General features: G+C 72.1%; 23 protein-coding genes. 4 read left to right on the forward strand and 19 right to left on the reverse strand.

Annotated features, from left to right (window positions below):
* Positions 1–335: 335 nt before the first annotated feature.
* On the reverse strand, positions 336–1,295 hold the full coding sequence (locus tag SNOUR_RS15455) for a hydrogen peroxide-inducible genes activator (RefSeq protein ID WP_067347327.1): 960 nt from the start codon (positions 1,293–1,295) through the stop codon (positions 336–338).
* A 141-nt stretch (positions 1,296–1,436) separates the two neighbouring features.
* Here SNOUR_RS15455 and SNOUR_RS15460 point away from each other — a divergent pair, with 141 nt between their 5' ends.
* A complete protein-coding gene (locus tag SNOUR_RS15460) occupies positions 1,437–1,991 on the forward strand; it encodes a peroxiredoxin (protein WP_067347329.1) in 555 nt (184 codons plus the stop codon).
* A 5-nt stretch (positions 1,992–1,996) separates the two neighbouring features.
* Positions 1,997–2,530 (forward strand): alkyl hydroperoxide reductase, encoded by a 534-nt coding sequence (locus tag SNOUR_RS15465; RefSeq protein WP_018536447.1) that lies wholly within the window; start codon positions 1,997–1,999, stop codon positions 2,528–2,530.
* Between the two features lie 105 nt (positions 2,531–2,635).
* Here the strand turns inward: SNOUR_RS15465 and SNOUR_RS15470 are convergent, their stop codons facing one another.
* The 4 genes from SNOUR_RS15470 to SNOUR_RS15485 form a co-directional block, all read right to left on the reverse strand.
* Entirely contained in the window at positions 2,636–4,192 is a 1,557-nt protein-coding gene (locus tag SNOUR_RS15470; RefSeq protein ID WP_359664535.1) for an AI-2E family transporter, read from the reverse strand.
* A gap of 135 nt (positions 4,193–4,327) precedes the next feature.
* A complete protein-coding gene (locus tag SNOUR_RS15475) occupies positions 4,328–5,023 on the reverse strand; it encodes an aggregation-promoting factor C-terminal-like domain-containing protein (RefSeq protein WP_067347331.1) in 696 nt (231 codons plus the stop codon).
* Between the two features lie 407 nt (positions 5,024–5,430).
* Positions 5,431–6,768, reverse strand: coding sequence for an RNA 5'-3' helicase PhoH2 (gene phoH2, locus SNOUR_RS15480; protein WP_067347332.1), 1,338 nt, complete (start codon positions 6,766–6,768; stop codon positions 5,431–5,433).
* Positions 6,769–7,399: 631 nt separating this feature from the next.
* Positions 7,400–8,179: an isoprenyl transferase gene (locus SNOUR_RS15485; protein ID WP_067347334.1), complete on the reverse strand. Its 780-nt coding sequence runs from the start codon at positions 8,177–8,179 to the stop codon at positions 7,400–7,402.
* A gap of 139 nt (positions 8,180–8,318) precedes the next feature.
* On the opposite strand from SNOUR_RS15485, the gene mgrA reads away from it, so the two are divergent.
* Complete coding sequence (gene mgrA, locus SNOUR_RS15490) at positions 8,319–9,353, forward strand: L-glyceraldehyde 3-phosphate reductase (protein WP_079142668.1); 1,035 nt, start codon at positions 8,319–8,321, stop codon at positions 9,351–9,353.
* 744 nt (positions 9,354–10,097) lie between these two features.
* Here mgrA and SNOUR_RS15495 read toward each other — a convergent pair.
* The gene (locus SNOUR_RS15495) at positions 10,098–10,835 is read right to left on the reverse strand and encodes a prepilin peptidase (RefSeq protein WP_067347337.1); all 738 of its coding nucleotides are present in this window, start codon (positions 10,833–10,835) and stop codon (positions 10,098–10,100) included.
* A 40-nt stretch (positions 10,836–10,875) separates the two neighbouring features.
* Here SNOUR_RS15495 and SNOUR_RS15500 point away from each other — a divergent pair, with 40 nt between their 5' ends.
* Positions 10,876–11,232 (forward strand): DUF192 domain-containing protein, encoded by a 357-nt coding sequence (locus SNOUR_RS15500; protein ID WP_067347339.1) that lies wholly within the window; start codon positions 10,876–10,878, stop codon positions 11,230–11,232.
* A 26-nt stretch (positions 11,233–11,258) separates the two neighbouring features.
* On the opposite strand, the gene SNOUR_RS15505 is transcribed toward SNOUR_RS15500, so the two are convergent.
* The 13 genes from SNOUR_RS15505 to SNOUR_RS15560 form a co-directional block, all read right to left on the reverse strand.
* Complete coding sequence (locus SNOUR_RS15505; RefSeq protein ID WP_067358343.1) at positions 11,259–12,470, reverse strand: Cmx/CmrA family chloramphenicol efflux MFS transporter; 1,212 nt, start codon at positions 12,468–12,470, stop codon at positions 11,259–11,261.
* Positions 12,471–12,593: 123 nt separating this feature from the next.
* The gene (locus SNOUR_RS15510) at positions 12,594–13,178 is read right to left on the reverse strand and encodes a TetR/AcrR family transcriptional regulator (protein WP_067347341.1); all 585 of its coding nucleotides are present in this window, start codon (positions 13,176–13,178) and stop codon (positions 12,594–12,596) included.
* A 48-nt stretch (positions 13,179–13,226) separates the two neighbouring features.
* Entirely contained in the window at positions 13,227–13,829 is a 603-nt protein-coding gene (locus SNOUR_RS15515; RefSeq protein WP_067347343.1) for an OmpA family protein, read from the reverse strand.
* A 10-nt stretch (positions 13,830–13,839) separates the two neighbouring features.
* A complete protein-coding gene (locus tag SNOUR_RS15520) occupies positions 13,840–14,427 on the reverse strand; it encodes a hypothetical protein (RefSeq protein WP_067347345.1) in 588 nt (195 codons plus the stop codon).
* Positions 14,428–14,503: 76 nt separating this feature from the next.
* A complete protein-coding gene (locus SNOUR_RS15525; RefSeq protein WP_067347347.1) occupies positions 14,504–15,193 on the reverse strand; it encodes a pilus assembly protein TadG-related protein in 690 nt (229 codons plus the stop codon).
* A gap of 17 nt (positions 15,194–15,210) precedes the next feature.
* Positions 15,211–15,375, reverse strand: coding sequence for a hypothetical protein (locus SNOUR_RS47150; protein ID WP_016573405.1), 165 nt, complete (start codon positions 15,373–15,375; stop codon positions 15,211–15,213).
* Between the two features lie 344 nt (positions 15,376–15,719).
* Complete coding sequence (locus tag SNOUR_RS15530; protein ID WP_067347348.1) at positions 15,720–16,166, reverse strand: hypothetical protein; 447 nt, start codon at positions 16,164–16,166, stop codon at positions 15,720–15,722.
* A 2-nt stretch (positions 16,167–16,168) separates the two neighbouring features.
* Positions 16,169–17,062 carry a DUF5936 domain-containing protein gene (locus SNOUR_RS15535; RefSeq protein ID WP_067347350.1) on the reverse strand — a complete coding sequence of 298 codons (894 nt, stop codon included), beginning with the start codon at positions 17,060–17,062 and terminating at the stop codon, positions 16,169–16,171.
* Positions 17,063–17,116: 54 nt separating this feature from the next.
* On the reverse strand, positions 17,117–18,064 hold the full coding sequence (locus tag SNOUR_RS15540; protein WP_067347352.1) for a type II secretion system F family protein: 948 nt from the start codon (positions 18,062–18,064) through the stop codon (positions 17,117–17,119).
* Positions 18,061–19,401: a TadA family conjugal transfer-associated ATPase gene (locus SNOUR_RS15545; RefSeq protein WP_067347353.1), complete on the reverse strand. Its 1,341-nt coding sequence runs from the start codon at positions 19,399–19,401 to the stop codon at positions 18,061–18,063. Before SNOUR_RS15545 ends, SNOUR_RS15540 begins: the two co-directional genes overlap by 4 nt.
* Positions 19,398–19,811, reverse strand: a complete 414-nt coding sequence (locus SNOUR_RS15550) for a TadE family protein (protein ID WP_067347355.1) — start codon at positions 19,809–19,811, stop codon at positions 19,398–19,400. The genes SNOUR_RS15545 and SNOUR_RS15550 overlap by 4 nt, the downstream gene beginning before the upstream one ends.
* A complete protein-coding gene (locus tag SNOUR_RS48335; protein ID WP_067347356.1) occupies positions 19,808–20,218 on the reverse strand; it encodes a TadE/TadG family type IV pilus assembly protein in 411 nt (136 codons plus the stop codon). Before SNOUR_RS48335 ends, SNOUR_RS15550 begins: the two co-directional genes overlap by 4 nt.
* Before the next feature lie 3 nt (positions 20,219–20,221).
* Positions 20,222–21,664: a CpaE/TadZ family protein gene (locus tag SNOUR_RS15560; RefSeq protein WP_067347358.1), complete on the reverse strand. Its 1,443-nt coding sequence runs from the start codon at positions 21,662–21,664 to the stop codon at positions 20,222–20,224.
* Positions 21,665–21,671: the final 7 nt, after the last annotated feature.

Raw genomic sequence — 21,671 nt, forward strand, 5'->3', positions numbered from 1 at the left:
AGCAGCTGTCGAGCGTCGACACGCGCCTGCCCACAAGCCGCTGACGCTCCTTGAGCAGGCCGACCAGCTCATGGAGCAGCTTCCGGGCTTCCGCGTCGAGATTCTCGGTGGCGTTCTCACCGTGACCCCACCCTCAGACCCCGGCCACGCGCACGGGCTTTCCCAACTCCGGGACACCTTCGCCGCGGCGGGAATGAACCGCGGCGAGACCCGAGTCGTTGAAGCCCTCGGCCTGTGGTTGCCGAACGGCCCGGAGAACTACGCCGTTCCTCACCCTGGACGTCACGCAGATCCTGGACGATTCCAGGTTCATCACCCCGCGCCGCTGACGTTCCTCACCCCTCCACCACCCGCACCGGCAACCCCCGCATAGCCCCCCGCAGCGCCGCCGCGAACTCCTCGAACTCCGGTTGCCGGGCCGAGCCGCTGCGCATGGCCAGGGCGATCCGCCGGGAAGGGGCCGGGTCCGCGAAGTAGCCCGTGGTCAGAAGGTCGTTGCGGGCGGTTTCGACGCGAAGGGCCGTACGCGGCAGGAGAGTCACCCCCAGACCGCCGGCCACCAACTGCACCAGCGTGGAGAGCCCGGCCGCACTCGTCGTCACCGGTGTGTTCTCGTCCCGCCCCGCCTCGCGGCAGATGTCCAGCGCCTGGTCGCGCAGGCAGTGCCCCTCGTCCAACAGCAGCAGGTCGAGTTGTTTCAGGGCCGCGCGGGGGATGTCGCCGCGCCCGCCGAGCCAGTGCTCCTTCGGGGCCACCAGCACGAAGTCCTCGTCGAACAGCGGGATTTCGGCGACCTGGGGGACGCCGAGCGGCACCGCGAGCAACAGCAGGTCCAGCCGGCCGTGCGCCAGTCCGTCCAGCAGCGAGGTGGTCTGCTCCTCGTGCACCTGGAGGTCCAGCTCCGGGTAGGTGTCGTGGACCAGCCGCAGGACGGCGGGGAGCAGATACGGGGCGACGGTCGGGATGACGCCGAGGCGGAGCACGCCGGTGAACGGCGCGCGGGCCGCCTCCGCCTCCTCCATCAGCGCGCCGACCGCGTCCAGGACGGCCCGGGCGCGGACCGCCACCCGCTCCCCCGCCGGCGAGAGCAGCACCTTGCGGGTCGTACGCTCCAGGAGTTGGACGCCCAGGGTCTCCTCCAGCGCGGAGACGGCTCCGGAGAGCGCGGGCTGGCTCATGCCGATCTCGGCCGCCGCCTCCCGAAAGTGCAGGTGCTCGGCGACCGCGGCGAAGGCCCTCAGCTGGGCCAGGCTCGGCTGGCGGGGCCGTCCGCCGGGGTTCGTGGGGGATGCCACTGATAACCACCTCCGATCAACATCCACGAGTCTAACTATTTCCCTGATCAATGCCTGCTGTGGCACTGTGGATCCCGTCCAAGCCTCAAGGAAAGACCAGAAAGAGCCCCACAAGGGACTTTCTTGTAACAAGGAGAGCGCGTGCTCACTGTTGGTGACAAGTTCCCCGAGTTCGACCTGACCGCCTGTGTCTCGCTGGAGAAGGGCAAGGAGTTCGGGCAGATCGACCACAAGACCTACGAGGGCAAGTGGAAGATCGTCTTCGCCTGGCCCAAGGACTTCACCTTCGTGTGCCCGACCGAGATCGCCGCGTTCGGCAAGCTGAACGACGAGTTCGCCGACCGTGACGCCCAGATCCTCGGCTTCTCCGGCGACTCCGAGTTCGTGCACCACGCCTGGCGCAAGGACCACCCGGACCTGACCGACCTGCCCTTCCCGATGCTCGCCGACTCGAAGCACGAGCTCATGCGCGACCTCGGCATCGAGGGCGAGGACGGCTTCGCGCAGCGCGCCGTCTTCATCGTCGACCCGAACAACGAGATCCAGTTCACCATGGTGACCGCCGGCTCCGTCGGCCGTAACCCCAAGGAGGTCCTGCGGGTCCTGGACGCCCTGCAGACCGACGAGCTGTGCCCCTGCAACTGGAGCAAGGGCGAGGACACCCTGGACCCGGTCGCCCTGCTGGCTGGTGAGTGACACCCATGGCTCTCGATGACCTCAAGTCCGCCGTTCCGGACTACGCCAAGGACCTGAAGCTGAACCTCGGTTCGGTGATCGGCAACTCCGACCTTCCGCAGCAGCAGCTGTGGGGCACGGTGCTCGCCTGCGCGATCGCCTCGCGCTCGCCCAAGGTGCTGCGCGAGCTGGAGCCGGAGGCGAAGGCGAACCTCTCCGCCGAGGCGTACACCGCCGCCAAGTCGGCCGCGGCCATCATGGCGATGAACAACGTCTTCTACCGGACGCGCCACCTGCTCTCCGACCCGGAGTACGGCAACCTGCGCGCCGGTCTGCGGATGAACGTCATCGGCAACCCCGGCGTGGACAAGGTCGACTTCGAGCTGTGGTCGCTGGCCGTCTCCGCCATCAACGGCTGCGGCATGTGCCTGGACTCGCACGAGCAGGTGCTGCGCAAGGCCGGTGTCGAGCGCGAGACGATCCAGGAGGCCGTCAAGATCGCGGCCGTCCTGCAGGCCGTCGGCGCCACCCTCGACGCCGAGGCCGCCCTCGCCGAGTAAGGCACGGCGGAGCGGGCGGCGCACGCCCCCGCACCCCGCAACGCACGGAACCCCCGCGGACACGAGGTCCGCGGGGGTTCCGTGCGTTGCGGGGGCCGCCGGCCGTTACTCGTCCGCCGGGTGCTCGGAGTGCCGCGGCGGCGGGGTCGGTGCCACCGCGAGCGCGGTCGCGCCGCGCGGCGGCACCGTCATCCGCAGCGCCTGCTCCCGGGAGTACGAACGGAGGTAGCCGACGACGGTATTGGTCACGGCCACCAGGGGCACCGCCACCACCGCGCCGCCGATACCGCCGATCAGACTGCCCGCGGCGACCGAGAGGATCACCGCCAGCGGGTGCACCCGGACCGCCCGGCCCAGGATGAACGGCTGGAGCACATGGCTCTCGATCTGGTTCACCGCCAACACCACCGCCAACACCAGCAACGCCGTGAAGACGCCCTGGGTGACCAGCGCGACCACGCACGCCAACGCGCCCGAGACCACCGCGCCGATCAGCGGGACGAAGGCGAACAGGAAGATGAAGACGGCGAGCGGGACGGCCAGTGGCACATCGAGGAAGTAGAGCCCGATGCCGATGAAGATGGCGTCGATCAGCGCGACCAGGACCGTGCCGCGGATATAGGCGGTCAGCGTCCGCCAGGCGCGCGGTCCGGCGCCCGCCACCCCCTCCCGGGCCGGGCCCGGGACGAGCTTGAGCGTCCACTCCCAGATGCGCCGGCCGTCGTAGAGCAGGAAGAGCGTGGTGAACATCGCCAGCAGGATGCCGGTGAGCACCTCCAGGACGACCGTGACGCCCTCCAGCCCGGCCGACGTTATCGCCTCGGTGTTGGCGCCGACCGCGTCCTGGAGGTTCTTGGCGATGTGGTTGATCTGGCCCTCGGTCACATGGAACGGACTCTTGAGCAGCCAGCCCTTCAGCTCGGTGATGCCCTCCTGGATGCGGCTGGACACCGAGTCGATGTTGTCCTGGACCTGCCACACGACGAACCAGCCGACGAGGCCCATCACCACGAAGCCGCCGATGAAGGTCAGCGCGGTGGCCGGCCCGCGCGGCACGTTGCGCTGCCGCAGCCACGCCACGGTGGGCTGGAGCAGCGCCGTGATCAACAGCGCCGCGACGAAGGCCAGCACCACCAACGAGATGGTGGTGATCACCCTCGCCAGCACCCACAACGTCCCGGCCAGCACCAGCAGCCGCCAGCCGGCCTCGGCCGCGACCCGGACGCCCCAGGGCACCGCGGCCACCGGATCCGGACGGGCCGCGACGGCCGGCGCATAGGTCGGCGGCGCGGGGACCGACTCGGGCGCCCGGACTGCGGGGGTCCGGACCGGCTCCGCCGGCTCCTCGGGCTCCGCCGGCGCACTCGCCGCCCGCTCCGGCGCACCCTCCACCGTGGCCACGGCATCGGCGGCGGTCATCGCGGCCGGCCCCCATGCGGCCGGCACGGTGCGCCCGTCGGGCCCGCCCTCCGCGGCGAGGCTCTTGGTCGGGACCCGCAGGGCGTACCCGTCCAGGCCGTTGGCGCGGCCGGCCGGCACCGGCGCATCCGTGTCGCCGGCCGCCTCGGCGGCCTCCGCACGGCGGCGCTGTTCCTCCAGCCGTTGTGAGAGCCGCGTCAGACCGGCGCCTAGGCCGCCGACCCACTGAGGCAATCTGGACATGTCGCTTCCTCTTCCCCGGCCTTACGGCATTGTGACGCCACGACGTTACCTGTGCCGGATGCGCGAAACCCCCGACGCGTCGCGTTCGGGGGTTTCGGAGCGCTGTGGCACGGCCGGCGAGGGCCTCGGAGCGGCCTAGTACCAGCTGTTCGCCTGCCAGAACGACCAGGCACCGCAGGGGCTGCCGTACCGGCTGTTCATGTAGTTCAGGCCCCACTTGATCTGGGTGGCCGGGTTGGTCTGCCAGTCGGAGCCCGCGGAGGACATCTTCGAGCCGGGCAGTGCCTGGACCAGGCCGTAGGCGCCGGAAGAGGCGTTGGTGGCGCGGTAGTTCCAGCCGGACTCGCGCTCCACTATGTTGCTGAAGCACTGGAACTGGTCGGACGCGATCATCTGGCGCGCCATCGCCTGGGTCTCGGCGATGGAGTAGGAAGCCTTGGCGACGAAGTCGCTGGCGTCGCGGACGGCCGAGCGGGAGGCGACCTGCGCCTTCTCACGCTCCTTGGCGTCCTTCTCCGCCTTCGCCTTGTCCGCGGCGTCCTTCTTGCTCTGCGCGGTCTCCGCGGCTGCCTTGCGGGCCGACTCCTGTGCGGACTTCAGGGCCGCCGTGTCCGCCTGGGTGGACGCCGAGTCTGCCTGCTGCGTCAACGACGCCGTCTGCACCTGGGCCTGTTGGCCCGCGGGGATGTCGGCGATCGTCGCGTCGGCCGCGGTGGCCTCGGTGTTGCTGACCGATGCCTGGCTGCCCGACGCAACGCCGACGACGGCGCCGACGGTGGTGACCGCGGTGGCGGAGGCCACTGCGAATCCCCGGACCGAGATCCGGCTCACACGTTTTCCTTCCAGCATCGCCCGCTTAGGTGACCTCGCGGACGCAATCGTGCCCCTGGCGCTGGCCTCCCCTTGTTCCGGCGCCTGTTGAGCGGTGGCGTCGGCTGGTCACGGGAGGCACTGACCCGGTACGTCCCCCTCGGGGGTCCGCGTGGTGCTTGGGCGGCATACGGCAACTCGCTATGAAGTTCGGGTCGTCCATACACCTCGAGGGTGCGTCTGGGCCGTATGCGGGGCCTGACAGGACCCAGACTCTGCCCGAACGGGCTACCGGGAAGCAATTCCCCACCGGGTGTGAAAGCTCACACCTCGTTTGCCTCTCGGGATTTCCGGATATCCGAGCGCACACGCGCGCCGCCCGGCTAAGCTCCTTCGCTTCGCCGGGCGGCGCGCCGTTCCACAACAGGTCAGATCCTGCCGTCCTCCAGCATTTCGGTCACCAGTGCGGCGATCGGCGAACGCTCCGAACGATTGAGCGTGACGTGCGCGAAGAGCGGATGCCCCTTCAGTTTCTCGACGACGGCCACCACTCCGTCGTACCGCCCGACCCGGAGGTTGTCGCGCTGGGCGACGTCATGGGTCAGCACGACCCGGGAATTGGCCCCGATGCGGGACAGAACGGTCAACAGGACGTTCCGCTCCAGCGACTGGGCCTCGTCCACGATCACGAACGCGTCGTGCAGCGATCGGCCGCGGATGTGGGTCAGCGGCAGCACCTCCAGCATCCCGCGGGCGACCACCTCCTCGATGACGTCCTTGGTGGTCACCGCGGACAGCGTGTCGAAGACGGCCTGCGCCCAGGGGCTCATCTTCTCCGCCTCGCTGCCCGGCAGATAGCCCAGCTCCTGCCCGCCGACCGCGTACAGCGGCCGGAAGACCATCACCTTGCTGTGCTGCCGGCGCTCCAGCACCGCCTCCAGCCCGGCGCACAGCGCCAGCGCCGACTTGCCCGTACCGGCCCGGCCGCCCAACGACACGATGCCGAGCTCCGGATCGAGCAGCAGGTCCAGCGCGATCCGCTGCTCGGCACTGCGACCGTGGATCCCGAACGCCTCCCGGTCGCCGCGCACCAGCCGGACCGCGCCCTCCGGGGTGACCCGGCCCAGCGCCCTGCCGCGCTCGGACTGCAGGACCAGCCCGGTGTGCACCGGGAATTCCTCCGCGCCCGGAATGTGCGCGGTCTCGGCCGCGAACAGGTCGTCCACCTGCTCTGCGGAGAGGGCGAGTTCGGCCATGCCGGTCCAGCCGGAGTCGGTGATCGCCAACTCCGCGCGGTACTCCTCGGCCAGCAGACCCACCGAGGACGCCTTGATGCGCATCGGCAGGTCCTTGGAGACGACGGTGACGTCGAACCCCTCGGCCTGGAGGTTGCGGGCGACCGCGAGGATCCGCGAGTCGTTGTCGCCGAACCTGCTGGGACCGCTCAGGAAGGCGGCGGGCAGCAGTCCCGGGTCGGAGTGGTTCAGTTCGACCCGGAGCGTCCCGCCGAGTTCCCCGATGGGGATGGGGGCGTCCAGTCGCCCGTATTGCACGCGGTACTCGTCCAGCCGGCGCAGCGCCTGCCGCGCGAAGTAACCCAGTTCGGGATGGTGCCGCTTGGCCTCCAACTCCGTGACCACGACGACCGGCAACACCACCTCGTGCTCGTCGAAGCGGGACATGGCGGACGGATCCGCCAACAGGACGCTGGTGTCGAGTACATAGGTGCGCCGGTCGCTCTCACGGCGCTTCTTGCTGTTCACCACGGGTGGACGAACCCCCTCGGATGAGGTCGGGGTGCGACGACGTCGCCGGGGACAGGACCGGGTTCTGACCGCGCTGCGCGGGCCGAACGCCGGCCCTCCGCGTCGTCCGTGCGGTACGCACGATCGTCCGTGATGCGCAAAGGGCCTCCCGGGCGGACGGCCCCATGCCGCCCGCTGAGATCCGGCACCCGATGGCTTGTTTGTTCCGGGCACCGACCTGCCAGGGATATTCCCTTCAACCCCCGCGCCCATGCCACGGCATATGACACACGCTCGATGAACCTTTGGTTACAGATGCCCGCTGACCGGCGGAAAGACGGGCGAAGCACCCTCCGAACAGGGACGCGGCACCAAAGGCGCCCCCGAAGGAGGGGCGCCGGAGGGGGCGTCAGGAGAGGCACCGTCAGAGCGCGGAAGACGCGCCATCGGGGACGTGCGCCCGGGCGCCGGCGGGGCACGCACGGCGCCCCGCCGCCCGGGACCACCCCCGAAGACGGCCGAATCGCACCGGGCAACGCGACCGGAATCCGACCCCGCGAGCGAAGCGGGACCCCGATCGTGTCCACGAAGTCCGGTCGTGCGCCCGGAGGGACCGCCGGACGCCGCCCGGCAGCCGGGAGCGTTGTGGAGACTAGAGCCCGAGGCGTCGGTGCCGGGCCGCGTAGTCGCGCAGGGCCCGCAGGAAGTCGACCTTCCGGAACGCCGGCCAGAAGACCTCGCAGAAGTAGTACTCCGAGTGGGCGCTCTGCCAGAGCATGAAGCCGGACAGCCGCTGCTCACCGCTGGTGCGGATCACCAGGTCCGGGTCCGGCTGACCCCGGGTGTAGAGGTGCTCCGAGATCAGGTCGATGTCGACGATCTCGGCCAGTTCCTCGAAGGTCGTGCCGCGCTCGGCGTGCTCCAGCAGCAGCGAGCGCACCGCGTCCGCGATCTCCTGCCGGCCGCCGTAGCCGACCGCGACGTTCACCAGGACGCCCTTGTTGTCGAGGGTGTCCTGCTCGGCCCGCTTGAGCACCCGCTGGGTCGCGTCGGGCAGCAGGTCGCGGTTGCCGACGTGATGGACCCGCCAGCGGCCGTCCGCGGCCAGGTTGCGCACGGTGTTCTCGATGATCCCCAGCAGCGGGGTCAGCTCGGCCGCCGGCCGGTCGAGGTTGTCCGTCGAGAGCAGCCAGAGCGTGACGACCTCCACATCGGTCTCCGCGCACCACCCCAGCAGCTCGTCGATCTTGGCCGCACCCGCCAGGTGGCCCTGCTCGGTCGACAACCCGTCGGCCCGCGCCCAGCGCCGGTTGCCGTCCAGGATGACGCCGATGTGCTTGGGCACCTGGGTGTGGTCCAGACGGCCCTCCACCCTGCGGGCGTACAGCCGGTAGACGAGGTCGCGCAGTGCAGGCGGATACGGGATGCGCATCCCGGAAGATCGCAGCATGTGTGGTCCAGCCCCTCCGTACCGATGGCCATCGCCCCGTCGCCTAAAGGGGCAACTTTACTTCTCGGCTGTCTCAACAGCCCAATCAGGTATGTCACAAGTCCGTGATAGGGAGAGGACCATGACCACTGGCACTGACTACCGCGCCGCGGATTCACGCTATGCCTCCATGGAGTACCGGCGCACCGGCCGCAGCGGCCTCAAACTCCCCGCTATCTCTCTCGGACTCTGGCACAACTTCGGGGACGATCGCACCCTCAGCTCCCAGCGGGCGATTCTGCGTCGCGCCTTCGACCTGGGCATCACCCACTTCGACCTGGCCAACAACTACGGACCGCCGCCAGGGTCCGCCGAGCTGAACTTCGGCAAGATCTTCGGGCAGGACTTCCGCGGCTACCGCGACGAGCTCGTTCTCTCGACAAAAGCCGGATATCTGATGCACCCCGGCCCCTACGGCGAATGGGGCTCCCGGAAATATCTGCTCTCGTCGCTGGATGCCTCGCTCAAGCGGATGGGCGTCGATTACGTCGATATCTTCTACTCGCACCGCTTCGACCCGGAAACCCCGCTGGAGGAGACGATGGGCGCGCTGGCGTCCGCCGTCCAGCAGGGCAAGGCGCTGTACGTCGGGGTCTCCTCCTACAACGCGGAACAGACCCGCGAGGCCGTCCGGATCCTGCGCGAGATGGGCGTGCGCCCGCTGATCCACCAGCCCTCGTACTCCATGATCAACCGCTGGATCGAGGACGACGGGCTGCTGGACGTCCTGGACGACGCGGGCATGGGCTGCATCGCCTTCGCGCCGCTGGCCCAGGGCATGCTCACCGACAAGTACCTGAACGGCGTCCCCGAGGGCTCGCGCGCCTCTCAGGGCAAGTCCCTGGACCCGAACCTCCTCACCGACGAGGTCGTCCGGCGCCTCCGCGGACTCAACGAGATCGCGACCCGCCGCGGCCAGTCGCTGGCCCAGCTCGCGCTGAACTGGGTCCTGCGGGACCAGCGCATGACCTCCGCGCTGATCGGCGCCAGCAGCGTCGCCCAGCTGGAGGCCAATGTCGCGGCGCTCGACGGAGCCGCGATCACGGACGCGGAACTGGCCGAGATCGACACGTTCGCCGAGACGACGGAGGGCGTGAACATCTGGGCCCGCCGCTGAGCGCTGCCCGCCTGACGGCGGGGTGGTGCCGACACGCCGGTCCGCCTGACGGCGGGTGGTTGCGGGTCCGCTGCGCCTGTCCGCCTGGCGGCGGGGGGGCCCGACACGCCTGCGGCGGTACCGCTGCGCGGGGCTGTTCGGCCGCGGTGCCGGGGCTGCGGGGGTGGGGTTGTCCGGACTGCTGCGCTTTACGTCCGGACAACCCCACCCCCGCAGCCCCGTCCCCTCCCGTGGGTGGTCATGGGAACTGGTGGGTGGGGGCGTAGCCCGGTAGTCCCCTGCGGGTTCGTTGTCGAGTGGCGACCGCCACCGGACCACCGGCGTCAGCTCCCACTCAGCGTCTTCATGACCCTCAACGGGAGGGGACGGGCCGGAGGGGGTGGTGTGCAGGACGTAAAGCGCCAGCAGTCCTGCACACCACCCCCGCAGGCCCGGCACCGCACCCAACAGCCCCGCGCAGCGGACAACGCAACAGACAACGGCCCAGCCCCGCGCAGCGGCACCGCAGCGGACAACGGAACAACCCGCCGTCGGGCGGACACGCACCGCAGGCGCAAAAGGCGAACCCCCACGGCGGGGACGCCGACAACGTGGGAAGCAAAAGCCAAGCGCCGCGGACGGGCAACGAAAAGCGGGCCGGTCCGTGGGGGGGATACGGACCGGCCCGAGGGGGGGCTTCCACCATAACCCCGCGGGAGGGGTGCTTCGTGCATCGCGGGGTGGTCGGCGTGGCTCGGGGTGGGGTCAGGGGGATGCCGCGGCGCCCAGGAGGAGGCCGCAGAAGGCTCCGATGATCATGAAGGGGCCGAGCGGGAGGGTGGCCTTGCGGTCCGTGCGGCGGGCCAGGAGGAGGCCGGCCGCGAAGAGCGCGCCGATCAGGAGGCCGGCCGCGCCGCCGGTGAGCAGGGTGGGCCAGCCGTACCACCCAAGGGCGATGCCCAGGCCGAGCGCCAGCTTGACGTCGCCGCGGCCGAGGCCGGCGGGGTTGAGGAGGTGGAGGAGCAGGTAGAAGGCGGCCAGGGCCGGGCCGCCGAGGAGGGCGCGCAGCCAGCTGCCGGTGTCGCCGGTGAGCCAGCCGACGGCGCCGAGGGCGATGGCCGCGGTGCCGGCCAGGGGCAGGGTCAGTACGTCGGGGAGGCGCTGCACTCGGTGGTCGACGAGCGTCAGGAGGACCGCGAGGGGCGTCATGAGCAGCCAGACGGCGAGTTCCGGGCGGGCTCCGGTGACCGTGGCGAGCGCCGCGCAGGCGAGGGCGGTGGCGGTCGCGATCGGCGGCGCGGGCGGCCCGTACGGTGCCCGGCAGTGCGGGCAGTGGCCGCGGCCCAGCCAGCCCCGGGCCGCGCCGGTGAGCGGATGGCCGTCCGGGCAGTGCGCGCGCCAGTCCTCTTCGGGGTCCACGGCGAGGCGGTGCGCGGGCCGCGGTATGAGGAGGCCGGTGGCGGCTCCGTAGGCGGCGGCGAGGGCGATCAGCGTGACGGACACGGCTCGACCCTAGAGCGCGGCGGTTGGTACAACGGCGGGCATGGGGAGTTGGGTGGACGGGCGGGGCGTTCTGGAGGTCGCGGGCGTCGAGGTTCCGGTGGAGGTCGCGGCGTCCTACCGGGCCCGGACCCGGGGGTTGTTGGGCCGGGACGGGATCGTGGGGGCGCTGCTGCTGACGCCGGCGAGCGGGGTGCACACGTTCGGGATGCGGTTCGCGATCGATGTGGCCTATCTGAACCGGGACTTCGTGGTGGTCGACGTGTGCACCATGCGGCCGGGGCGGTTGGGGCGGCCGCGGCTGCGGGCCCGGCACGTGGTGGAGGCGGAGGCCGGGGCGATGGCCGGGTGGGGACTGCGCCCGGGAGTGCGGGTGCGGGTCGGGGGCGCCCGGGGGTGATCGCCCTTGGGGCGTGGGGTGTCGGGTCAGCGCTCGGTGGTGACGCTCGCCGGGGTGCGCGGTGGGACCGGGAGCGGTGCGGGCGCGGTGCGGGCGCGGCGTTGGAGGGCGGCGGCCCAGGCTGTGGCGATGAGGCCGAGCAGGCCGGTGGCGGCGCCGACCCAGGCGACGGAGGGGTAGCCGAGTCCGGCGTCGATGGTCGCTCCGCCGAGCATGGGGGTGAGGGTGATGCCGACGTTGAAGGCCGAGGTGTTCACGGCGGGGACCAGGGTGGGGGCGTCGGGGGCCAGGCGGAAGACCCGGGACTGGACGACGGGGTTGACGAGGTAGGCGGTGAAGCCGAGGAGGAGGACCAGGGCGAGGGTGGCGGTGAGGTCGGCGGCGGCGAGGGCCAGGGCGGCGGAGGCGAGGGTGAGGAGGGCGGCGCCGAGGGTGAGGGTGCGCAGCGGCGCGGAGTCGGCGTATCGGCCGCCGACGGTGATGCCGATCAGGCCGCCGACGCCGTAGAGCGAGAGGACGGCGGGGACCCAGCCCGCGGGGAGTCCGGTCACCTCGGTCAGGAGCGGGGCGAGGTAGCTGAAGGTGACCACGCCGGCGCCGAAGGTCAGGGTGGTGACGAGGTAGGAGAGCCAGAGCTGGGGGCGGGCCAGGCCGGTCAACTCACGCCGTACGGAGGGGATGTGGGTGGTGCGGCGGGCGGTGGGGAGAGCGGTCAGGAGGGAGAGGGCGCTGAGGACGGTCAGGGCCGCCACCGCCCAGAACGCCGCGCGCCAGCCGGCGTGTTGGCTGAGGAGGGTGCCGGCGGGCACGCCCACGACGGTGGCGAGGGTGAGCCCCATGCCGACCACGGACATCGCCCTGCCCCGTGATTCCGCCGGGACCAGGCTCACCGCGGTGGCGGCGGCGACCGCCCAGAAGCCGGCGTAGGCGAGGGCGCTGAGGATGCGGGTGGCGAAGAGGACGCCGTAGGCGGGTGCCAGCGCGCCGATCACATGGCCGGCGACGAAGACCAGTTGGAAGCCGATCAGAGCGGTGCGGCGTGGGACCCGGAGGGTGGCGACGGCGAGTACCGGGGCGCCGACGACCATGCCGATGGCGAAGGCGGAGACCAGCAGGCCGGCGTCGGGGATGGAGACGCCGAGGTCGGTGGCGACGTCGGGGAGGAGTCCGGAGAGCATGAACTCGGAGGTGCCCTGGGCGAAGATCGCCAGGCCCAGGAGGTGGACTGCGAGGGGCATGGGGTCCTTCTCGGTGCGTGGTTCCATTTTGGATAGATCGGTACAAAACTGGGGTGGGGGGCGACCAGGGGTGGGACCGTGGCCGGGCAGGCAGGGGGCTTCGGCGGGGCGGTACCGGCGGTACTAGAAGGCCGTGAGGGTGGCGTCGGCGACGCCCTCCAGGGCGGCGCGGTCGACGCCGGCGCGGGCCGAGACGCGAATGCCGCCGATCGCGGCGATGAGGAGGTGGGCGAGCGTGCGGGAGTCCCGGTCGGCGGCGATGTCGCCGTCGCGCTGACCGCGCTCGATCACCGCGCGGACCATTTCCAGGCGCACGCCGTAGTCCCGCTCCAGGGTGGCGGCCACCGGGGCGTCGTGGGACGCGACCTCGATGGCGGTGTTGACGACGAGACAGCCGCGACCGTCGGGGTGGCGGGTGAACTCCTCGTCGATGATGCGCTGGAGGATGCCGCGCAGCTTCTGGCGGGCGGTGCGGGTGTCGTCGTCGAGGAACTCGGTGAGTTCGCCGTTCTTGCGCTCCATGTAGCGGGCCAGGGCGCGCTCGAAGAGGTCGTGCTTGCTCTTGAAGGTGTTGTAGATGCTGCTGCGGCCCAGGCCGGTGGCGTCGCACAGGTCCTGGGTGGACGTCGCTTCATAGCCGGCGGCCCAGAACGCCTCCATCGCGGCGTCGACCGCCCGCCCCTCGTCGAACTTCCTGGGTCGGGCCATGGGGCAACGGTAACAGTTATTGGATCAGTCGGTCCAATACGGAGGTCGTCAGCCGCCGCTGCGCGGGAAGCTGACCTCGACGCGGCGGTTCTTCCGACGGCCGGCCTCGGTGCTGTTGTCGGCGATCGGGTACTGCTCGCCGTAGCCGCGGATCTCGAAGGTGATCCCGGAGCCGAGGTCGACGGCGAGTTCCTGCTGGACGGCGTTGGCGCGCTGCTTGGACAGGACCAGGCCGTGCGCGGCGGAGCCGAGGTTGTCGGTGAAGCCGAAGACCCGCAGGTGGGTGGCGTGTTGCTTCCTGACCTCGTCGGCGATGGCGCTGATCCGGGCCAGCGCGTCGGTCGACAGGTCGGCGCTGTCCTTGCCGAAGAGGACCTCGGCCTGGAGCGCGAAGGTGATGTTGTCGTTGGTGTCCTGCCGGCGCTCGGAGCCGTCGTCGGTCTCGACGATGGACTTGATGTTGAGGACCTTGGGCGGGGCGAGCGTGGCGCCCTGGACCATCCGCAGGTTGGGGTTGGTGGGGTCGATGCGGACCGGTGCGGTGGTGTCCTCGGTGATGCCCGGCGGGTCGGCGTGGGCGGCGGGGGCGGTCAGGGCGACGGTCAGCAGGAGCGCGGCGGCGGCCGTGAGGGCCGTGCGGGAGGCGGTCATGGCGGGCGGCTCAATCGGAGATCTTGATGGTGGCCGGCGGCAGGGTCGGCAGCTGGAAGTCGACCTCGGTCACCTTGGCGGGCGGGGCCGGGAACTGCGCGAAGATCGGGCGGCTCTGGCCCGGCAGCAGTCCACTCAGGCCCGTCGTGCACAGGCATTCGCCGTTGGTGTCGCGGAGGACGAGATAGCGCTTCTTGCCCGTCTTGTCGACCAGGGTGGCGCCCGAGACGGACGAACGCGACTTCAGCTCGGTCTCGTTGGAGCGCCAGTCGATGGCGTTGAAGGCGCGGGTGCCGTGGTTGGTGACGGTGCCCTCGACGGTGACGAAGCCGCCGGCGTCGCGAACCGCGGAACTCAAGGTGACCACGACGCCGTCCGGGCCCTTCATCTCGCCGATGACCTTGTCGGCGTCGGCCGCCGGGGAGCCGGCGCCGCCGTCGTCGGGGGTGGCGCTGTGGGCGGCCGGTTTCTTGTGGTCCGATGCCTGCGCGCCGCCGTCGTCGCCACCACCGCAGCCGGCCACGAGGAGGGCCAGGCCGACCGCGCTCGCCGTGGCGACCGCTCCCCTGGCGGCCTTCGTGGTGCGCCGAATGCTCATGGATCCGTTCCTTCGGTGAGTGCGATCGGGAGGTCGGTGGGGGTCACGGGGCGGCGGGTCTCGGAGCGGGCGGCGGTCACCGGGCCAGGCGTACGGAGAACAGATCGGCGGCCGTGGGGAAGTCCTGGAGGTGGTCGGGGTCGAGCGTCCGGCCCTTGCCGTCGCAGGTGAGCGTGCGGGGGGCGGGCCTGGGGTCCTTGCCGCCGCCGGGAGTGGGGGTGGGCGTGGAGGCGGGGGTGGGGGTGGGGGTGGGCCGGGTCGACGGGGTGTCGGCGGCGAAGGTGCAGCGGGGGACGACGACCGCCTTCGCCTCGGCGGCGGCGTGGGTGCTCCCGGTGCCCGGGATGACCGAATCGCCCACGGGGCGGCGGGACTTCACGGTGACGGCGAAGGACGTCGGCCAGGAGTCGGGGGTGCAGGACGAGACCGCGGCGCCGTTGCGTCCGGCGTACCAGCCGGCGTTCGTGCAGGCCGGGTCGGAGGGGGCGCCGCGGCCGGCGAGGAGTTCCTCCCAGGCCGTCGGATCGCCGGTGCCGTCGCGGAATCCGGCGAGGAAGCCCTCGCGCAGGTCCTCGCGGTACTTCTGGCCGGCGGCGAGCGCGGCGGCGTCGGCGGCGGTCTGCGCGCCGTTGCGGCTGGCCGCCGCCTGGCCCACGGCGAAGAAGGCGAGCGCGAGGAAGAGCAGGCCGCCGATCGCGACGAGGTAGATCGGCAGCGTCTGCCCGGCGTCGCGCCGGCGGCGGGGCGTGACGGTGGTGGCCGGCACGGGCGGAGTGTCGGGAGCTAGATCCCGACGACGTCGGAGATCTTGTTGGCGATGGCGTTGGCGATCTGGCTGCCGAAGTCCGTGGTCGACAGCACCAGGACGATCGCCACGACCACCGCGATGATGCCGAGGTACTCGATCGAGGTCTGTCCCCGGTCGTTCCTCACGATCCGCTTCGCCATCGTCTTCCCCTCCATGGGCCGCCGTCCCGCTCTGGTCCGGCCGGTGTGTCCCCGTGGTGCGCTCGTCCGCGCTCATGACACGAGAAAAGTACGCCGGAACGGCGTTCCCGGAACAGAGGTTCCGAACCTCCCCCTCGTCCGAAACCACCAACGAGGGAAGGGGCGTCGTGTTTCGGCCATCGCGCGTCACCTCGGCCACCCCCGCTCCCCCTCCGAAATCCCCCTGCCCATGCGCTCCGGTCGCCGCTCGCACCGCGGTGCGGACGGCCGCCAGGCGCCACCACTGTGGCACAACTCGTTGCGCTTGCGAAGGCGTTGGAGGGGACGCGGCCCGCGGACCGGTCTCATCCGGCCGGGAGGGCGGCCGGGCCCGGTGCCGCCAGACCCGAGCAGTCGTAGCCGCCGGACGGGTCGGGCGCGTAGAGCACCCAGACCCCGAACACCTCCAGCAGCAACGGGAGTACGCCCAGGATCAGGACGGCCAGGGCGAGGCCGGAGGCGCGGGTGGCGGTGTGGTCCCAGCCGCGCCGGGCCGCGCCGCGGCACAGCGCCACATACAGCATCGGCGCGGCGAGTCCGCAGGCCAGCCCCGCCCAGGCGGCGATGTGCATCCGCAAGGACGGGCCGAAGTAGTGGCAGTCGTGGAAGGTGTCGTGCGCGAACGCGGTGCCCTGGAGGAGGGCGAGGGCGGTGCCGAGGGCGACCAGGCCGGGGACGCCGAGGGCGGTCCAGCGGCGCCAGGTCGCCGGGGGTGCGTCCGGGACGGATGCGGAGGGTGTGGTGCGGGTCATGGTCACTTGCCCATCAGGGAGCCGAAGTCGGTGCCGGAGCCCAGGAAGAAGCCGGCGATGAGCAGGATCATCGTGGCCGGGACCATGAACGTGGTGACGACCATGGTGGCCTTGGGGACCGCGCGGGCGGCCCGCCGGCGGGCGTTCTGGGCGTCCGTGCGGCGCATGTCGTTGGCGATCTGGATCAGCGTCTCGACGATCGGCGAGCCCAGTTCCTCGCCCTGTTGGAGGGCGGTGACGAACTGCGCGACCTGCTCGGAGTCGTTGCGTTTGCGCAGCTCCTCGAAGGCGGCACGGCGGCTGACGCCCATGTCCATCTGGCGCAGCGTGATGCGGAGTTCGTCGGCCCAGGGGCCCTCGTACCGCTCGGCGACCCGGTCCAGCGCCTGGCGGAAGCCCAGACCGGCGCTCACCACGACGGCCAGCACGTCGAGAAAGTCCGGAAGCGTGCGCTCGATGGTGTCCTTGCGCTGGCGGATGGCCGCCCAGATGCCCACCTCCGTCCAGAACAGGCCGAACAGCACCATCAGGACGCCCAGCACCGGCTGGCCCTTGAGGAACATCACCAGCGCGCCGAAGAACCCCAGGCCGCCGTAGACCGCGCGGCGGGCGGCGTAGCGGTCGACGGTGAGGCCGCCGGGGTTGCCCGCCAGGTCGATCCGGCGGCGGATCCGCGCCACCCGCTTCTCGCCCATCAGCCGCAGGACGAGCGGGGCGTAGCGCATGCCGGTGCGGTCCACGGCCGAGCCGACGGCGGTGGTCCGGGGCGCGCCGACCTCCAGGGACAGCGCGAGGTCGGGCGGCAGCCGGGCCTCGCGGCGGTAGAGCGCGATCCCGCAGCAGATGCCGACGACCGACAGGGCGAGCGCGAGGGCCAGCAGGGTTCCGATTGCCATCAGTCCTTCTTTCGGCAGCTGACAGGCCCTGGGGCCTGCCCGATGGGTCAGGCCCTAGACGTCGATCTTGGAGAGCCGGCGGATGAGGAAGAAGCCGAGTCCGTAGAGGACGAAGGCCGCCACGACCGCGAGCTGGCCGAGGAAGGAGGAGGTCATCCGGTCGATGGCGCCCGGGGCGATGCGGTTCATCAGCAGCAGGGTGCCGATGCCGAGCAGCGGGACGACATAGGCGGTGACCACGATCTGGGAGAGCTGGGTGCGGACCTCGCGACGGGTCTCCTTGCGCTCCTCCAGGGTCTTGGTGAGGTTGCGCAGCGAGCCGACGACGGTGCCGCCGGCGCGGTTGGCGAGCACCAACGTGGTGACCAGGACGACCAGTTCGCGGGAGGGCAGGCGTTCGGCCAGCTCCCCGAGGGCGTCGTCGATGGAGTGGCCGACGGCGAGCTTGTCGGAGACCTTCGCCAACTCCTCGCCGGCCGGGGCCTCCAGTTCCTCGGCCGCCATGGCCAGCGCGGTGCGCAGGGCGAGGCCGGCCTGGGTGGCGTTGGCGAGGATCCGGGAGAGTTCGGGGAGCTGGTTGATGAACCGCTCGATCCGCTTCTGCCGCTGCCAGTTGAGGAAGGCGAACGCCGCCCAGACCGCGATCACCGCGGCGATCGGCCCGAAGAACGGGGCGAGGACGGCCTGCGCGGCCACCCACAGTCCGACCACCGTGGCGACCATGTAGACGAAGAACTCGCCGGGGGTGAGCTCCAGTCCGGTGGCGGCCAGTCGGAGTTCCAGTCGGCGGCCGAACCGGGTGCTGCGCAGGGTGCGGTCGACGGACGGGAAGCGGCGGCGCCGGTCGGCGACCGGCAGCCCCCGCGCGTCGTCCAGCCGGTCGACGATGGCCTGGCGCTGGGCGCGCCCGGAGGCGTAGACGCGGACGCCGGCGACGGCGAGCGCGCCGCCGAGCACGGTGGCGCCGAGGGCGAGCAGGGCGAGGGCGTTCCCGCCGGTCATGAGGTGGCCTTCCGGGTGGCGAGTTGGTCGTCGGTGGCCGCCACGCCGAAGGCGGGCGGGGCGGCCTCGCCGGCCATGAAGAGGCGTTCGGCGACCCGGCGGGGCAGCGGGAAGTAGCGGAAGGCGCCTTTCACCACGCGGTCGGCGCCCATCGGGTCGGCCTCGAAGCGGCAGACCGTGACGATGCGGTAGTCCTCGTGGCCGCGCGAGTCCAGCAGGGCGATCTCACTGATCCGGCGGGAGCCGTCGGCGTGCCGGGTGAGCTGGACGAGGCAGTCGACGGCGCTGTTGATCTGGTCGCGCAGCGCCTCGAAGGGGATGGTGACGTCGGACATGGAGGCCAGCGTCTGGAGCCGCGTCAGGGCGTCCTCGGCGCTGTTGGCGTGGACGGTGGCGAGCGAGCCGTCGTGGCCGGTGGACATCGCCTGGAGCATGTCGAGGGTCTCGCCGCCGCGGACCTCGCCGACGATGATCCGGTCGGGGCGCATCCGCAGCGAGTTGCGGACCAGGTCGCGGATGGTGATCCGGCCCTTGCCCTCGACGTTGGGCGGGCGAGATTCGAGCCGGATGACGTGGCTCTGCTGGAGCTGGAGTTCGGCGGCGTCCTCGACGGTGATGATCCGCTCGCCGTCCGGGATCAGGCCGGAGAGGGCGTTGAGGAGGGTGGTCTTGCCGGCGCCGGTGGCCCCGGAGACGACGACGTTGAACTTGGCGCGGACCAGCCCGGCCAGCAGCATCAGCGTCTGCTCGTCGAGGGTGCCGATGCCGATCAGCTCGGCGAGGGTGTAGGCGCGCGGGAAGCGACGGATGGTGAGGGTGGCGCCGTTGAGGGCCAGCGGCGGGATGATGACGTTGACCCGCTCGCCGGTGGGCAGGCGGGCGTCGACCATCGGATTGGACTCGTCCACACGGCGGTTGACGGTGGAGACGATCCGCTCGATGGTCTGCATGAGCTGTTCGTGGGAGGCGAAGCGGACGGGTACCTGCTCGACCCGGCCGTGCCGTTCGACGTAGACCTGGTCCGGGCCGTTGACCATGATCTCGGTGATCGAGGAGTCCTCCAGGAGCGGTTCGAGGACCCCGAGGCCGAGTGCCTCGTCGACCACCCGGCGGATGAGCTGGGCGCGTTCGGCGGTGGACAGTACCGGGCCCTCGCGGCTGACGATGTGCCCCAGGACGCGTTCCAGCCGGGAGCGGCGCTCGGCGGCGGACAGCGAGGACATCTCGGCGAGGTCGATCTCCTCCAGCAGCTTGGCGCGGTAGACGGCGACCAGGTGGCCGTCCTGGCGGGCCTCGCCGGCCGGTTCGGGCGCGACGATCCGGGCTTTCAGGCTCATCGCGACGGTGCTCCTTCGGGGCGGGGCATGGTGGCGCTGCGGCGCGCGGAGCCGAAGTCGGCGCCGGGGACGATCGAGGGGATCCGCACGGTCGCGGTGGCGCTGACCGTGTCACCGGAGCCGGCGACGGAGATGGTGGCGCGGTGGGCGACCCAGGCGCTGATCGCGGCCCGACCTGCGCTCTGCGGGTCGGTCTCCTGGTCGACGCGGTCCATGGCGGCGGTGCGGGCCGCGGCGCGCGCGGCGGTGCCGGCCTGCTGGACGGCGTAGACGGCCAGGCCCAGTTGGACGGTGGCGAGGGCGACGACCAGCAGGACCGGGAGGATGCCGAGGAACTCCAGGGAGGCGGAGCCGCGGTCGCGGGGGCGCCGGCGGGTCCGGGAGCGGGCGGCGGGGGGCCGGTGGGTCATCGGTCTGCTGCCTCCTTGGCGGCGCCGGCGGTGCCGGTGACCGTCCAGGGGAAGGCACCGGCGCCGGGGAAGAGCACCGGGACCTTGATCTGGACCGTGGCCTTCCACAGGCCCGGCTGGGCGGCGCAACTGGTGCTGGAGCCGCCCCGCCAGGCGCGCGGGAGCTGGTGCGCGGCGGCGGTGCGGCAGGCGCCGGCGCCGCCGCCGTCGAGGGCGGTGGCGGCCCGCGCGCCCCGGTCGGCGGCGTGCGCGGCGAGCGCGTAGGTGTAGCCGACCAGCGCGAACTGCCAGAGCAGGACGAGCACGACGAGGATCAGCGGGAGGAGCCCGAGGAACTCGACGGAGATCTGGCCGCGGTCGCGGTGGCGACTGCCCGGCGCCCGGCCGGGCCCTGCGGGACGCCGCATCGGTCAGCCCTCCTCGTAGGGGCCGGCCTGGTCGTACGGGCCGGGGCCGCCGGTCCGGGGGCCGAACCGGCCGGTGGGGCCGGGGCCGGCGCCCGGTGCGGCCCCTGGGGGCAGCCCCTGAACCGTCCCGGAGCCGGGAGCCGCCCCGGTGGTGAGCGCCTTGCGCTTGCGCCCGGTGAGCATGGGGCGGGTGCGGTGGCCGCCGCGGCCGGGCCGGACGGCCGGGGTGCCGGCCAGGCCCAGTTCTCCGGCGAGCTCCCACAGGGCCGCGCGGACCGTCGAGCGGGCGTCGAGGTCCTGCATGCGGCCCGCGTCGACGCAGGGCTGGAGCTCCTTGTAGGCCGCCGGCACCAGGGTCCGGGCGACCTGGGTGCCGGTGGCCTTGGCGACCAGCGACGGCTGGATCTCGGTGTGTCGGGTGAAGCGGTTGACGACCGTGGTGGTGTCCTCGGCCTTGCGGATCCGCAGCCGGTCCCACAGCCGCACCTGGCGTTTGGCGGCCCGCACGCAGACCACGTCCGGGGTGGTCACCAGCAGGGCCACGTCGGCGAGTTCGACGGCGGCGGCGTTGGCGGACTGCATCTGGGAGCCGCAGTCCGCGACGACCACGTCGTAGCGGGAGCGCAGGGCGGAGACGATCTGCCGGGCCGCCCGGTCGTCGACCTCCTCGCCCCGTTCGCCCTCCTCGGGTGCCAGCAGCAGTCCCAGTCCGGTGTGGTGGGCGTGGACCGCGTCCTGGAGGACCCGGGCGGAGAGGTCCTGGATCCCGGCGAGGTCCACGACCGAGCGGCGGAACTGGACGTCGAGGTAGGAGCCGATGTCGCCGGACTGGAGGTCGAGGTCGACCAGGGCGACCCGGCGGCCGGCGGCCCGTGCGGCGAGCGCCAGTTGGACCGCGGTGACGGTGGTGCCGACGCCGCCCTTGGCGCCGGTGACGGTGACGAGGGTGCCGGTCGGCGCGGGCAGTGCGTCCGGGTTGCCACCCAGGTGGACGCGCACCCCGGCCGCCCACTGGGCCGCGGCCTGCACCCGGGCGGCCAACTCGTCGTACGCCAGCGGCAGTCCGACGATGCCCCGGGCGCCGGCGTCCATCGCGGCGGAGAACAGCGCGGGGCCGGCGTCGGCGGTGATCAGGACGACGCCGACGGCCGGGAAGCGCAGCGCCACCTCGCGGATCAGCTCCAGCGCGGGCACCGGGCCGATCCGCTCGTGGACCAGGACGACCTCGGGGAGCGCCTGGACGGCGGCGGCCGGTCCGGCGGGCGCGCCGCCGTCGGGGGGCTGCGTCGCGACGGGCGGTCCGGCGGCCCCGGCCAGCGCGTTGAGCAGCGCGGTGGAGTCGGCGACGGCGGGCGCCGGTTCGGCGTCCGGCAACTGGCCGAGGAGGGCGGCCACGGCGCGGGCCGCGTCGGGGTCGCCGACGGCCGGGAGGATGCGGATGGTCACCTGGGCC

Source organism: Streptomyces noursei ATCC 11455, from assembly GCF_001704275.1.
GTDB lineage: Bacteria > Actinomycetota > Actinomycetes > Streptomycetales > Streptomycetaceae > Streptomyces > Streptomyces noursei.

What these genes read in the sequence shown, in the direction of transcription:
- SNOUR_RS15465 (WP_018536447.1), top strand. Translation starts at nt 1,997, where the DNA reads ATGGCTCTCGATGACCTCAAGTCCGCCGTTCCGGACTACGCCAAGGAC.
- SNOUR_RS15470 (WP_359664535.1), bottom strand. Translation starts at nt 4,192, where the DNA reads ATGTCCAGATTGCCTCAGTGGGTCGGCGGCCTAGGCGCCGGTCTGACG.
- SNOUR_RS15485 (WP_067347334.1), bottom strand. Translation starts at nt 8,179, where the DNA reads ATGCGCATCCCGTATCCGCCTGCACTGCGCGACCTCGTCTACCGGCTG.
- mgrA (WP_079142668.1), top strand. Translation starts at nt 8,319, where the DNA reads ATGACCACTGGCACTGACTACCGCGCCGCGGATTCACGCTATGCCTCC.
- SNOUR_RS15500 (WP_067347339.1), top strand. Translation starts at nt 10,876, where the DNA reads ATGGGGAGTTGGGTGGACGGGCGGGGCGTTCTGGAGGTCGCGGGCGTC.
- SNOUR_RS15505 (WP_067358343.1), bottom strand. Translation starts at nt 12,470, where the DNA reads ATGCCCCTCGCAGTCCACCTCCTGGGCCTGGCGATCTTCGCCCAGGGC.
- SNOUR_RS15510 (WP_067347341.1), bottom strand. Translation starts at nt 13,178, where the DNA reads ATGGCCCGACCCAGGAAGTTCGACGAGGGGCGGGCGGTCGACGCCGCG.
- SNOUR_RS15515 (WP_067347343.1), bottom strand. Translation starts at nt 13,829, where the DNA reads ATGACCGCCTCCCGCACGGCCCTCACGGCCGCCGCCGCGCTCCTGCTG.
- SNOUR_RS15520 (WP_067347345.1), bottom strand. Translation starts at nt 14,427, where the DNA reads ATGAGCATTCGGCGCACCACGAAGGCCGCCAGGGGAGCGGTCGCCACG.
- SNOUR_RS47150 (WP_016573405.1), bottom strand. Translation starts at nt 15,375, where the DNA reads ATGGCGAAGCGGATCGTGAGGAACGACCGGGGACAGACCTCGATCGAG.
- SNOUR_RS15530 (WP_067347348.1), bottom strand. Translation starts at nt 16,166, where the DNA reads ATGACCCGCACCACACCCTCCGCATCCGTCCCGGACGCACCCCCGGCG.
- SNOUR_RS15535 (WP_067347350.1), bottom strand. Translation starts at nt 17,062, where the DNA reads ATGGCAATCGGAACCCTGCTGGCCCTCGCGCTCGCCCTGTCGGTCGTC.
- SNOUR_RS15540 (WP_067347352.1), bottom strand. Translation starts at nt 18,064, where the DNA reads ATGACCGGCGGGAACGCCCTCGCCCTGCTCGCCCTCGGCGCCACCGTG.
- SNOUR_RS15545 (WP_067347353.1), bottom strand. Translation starts at nt 19,401, where the DNA reads ATGAGCCTGAAAGCCCGGATCGTCGCGCCCGAACCGGCCGGCGAGGCC.
- SNOUR_RS15550 (WP_067347355.1), bottom strand. Translation starts at nt 19,811, where the DNA reads ATGACCCACCGGCCCCCCGCCGCCCGCTCCCGGACCCGCCGGCGCCCC.
- SNOUR_RS48335 (WP_067347356.1), bottom strand. Translation starts at nt 20,218, where the DNA reads ATGCGGCGTCCCGCAGGGCCCGGCCGGGCGCCGGGCAGTCGCCACCGC.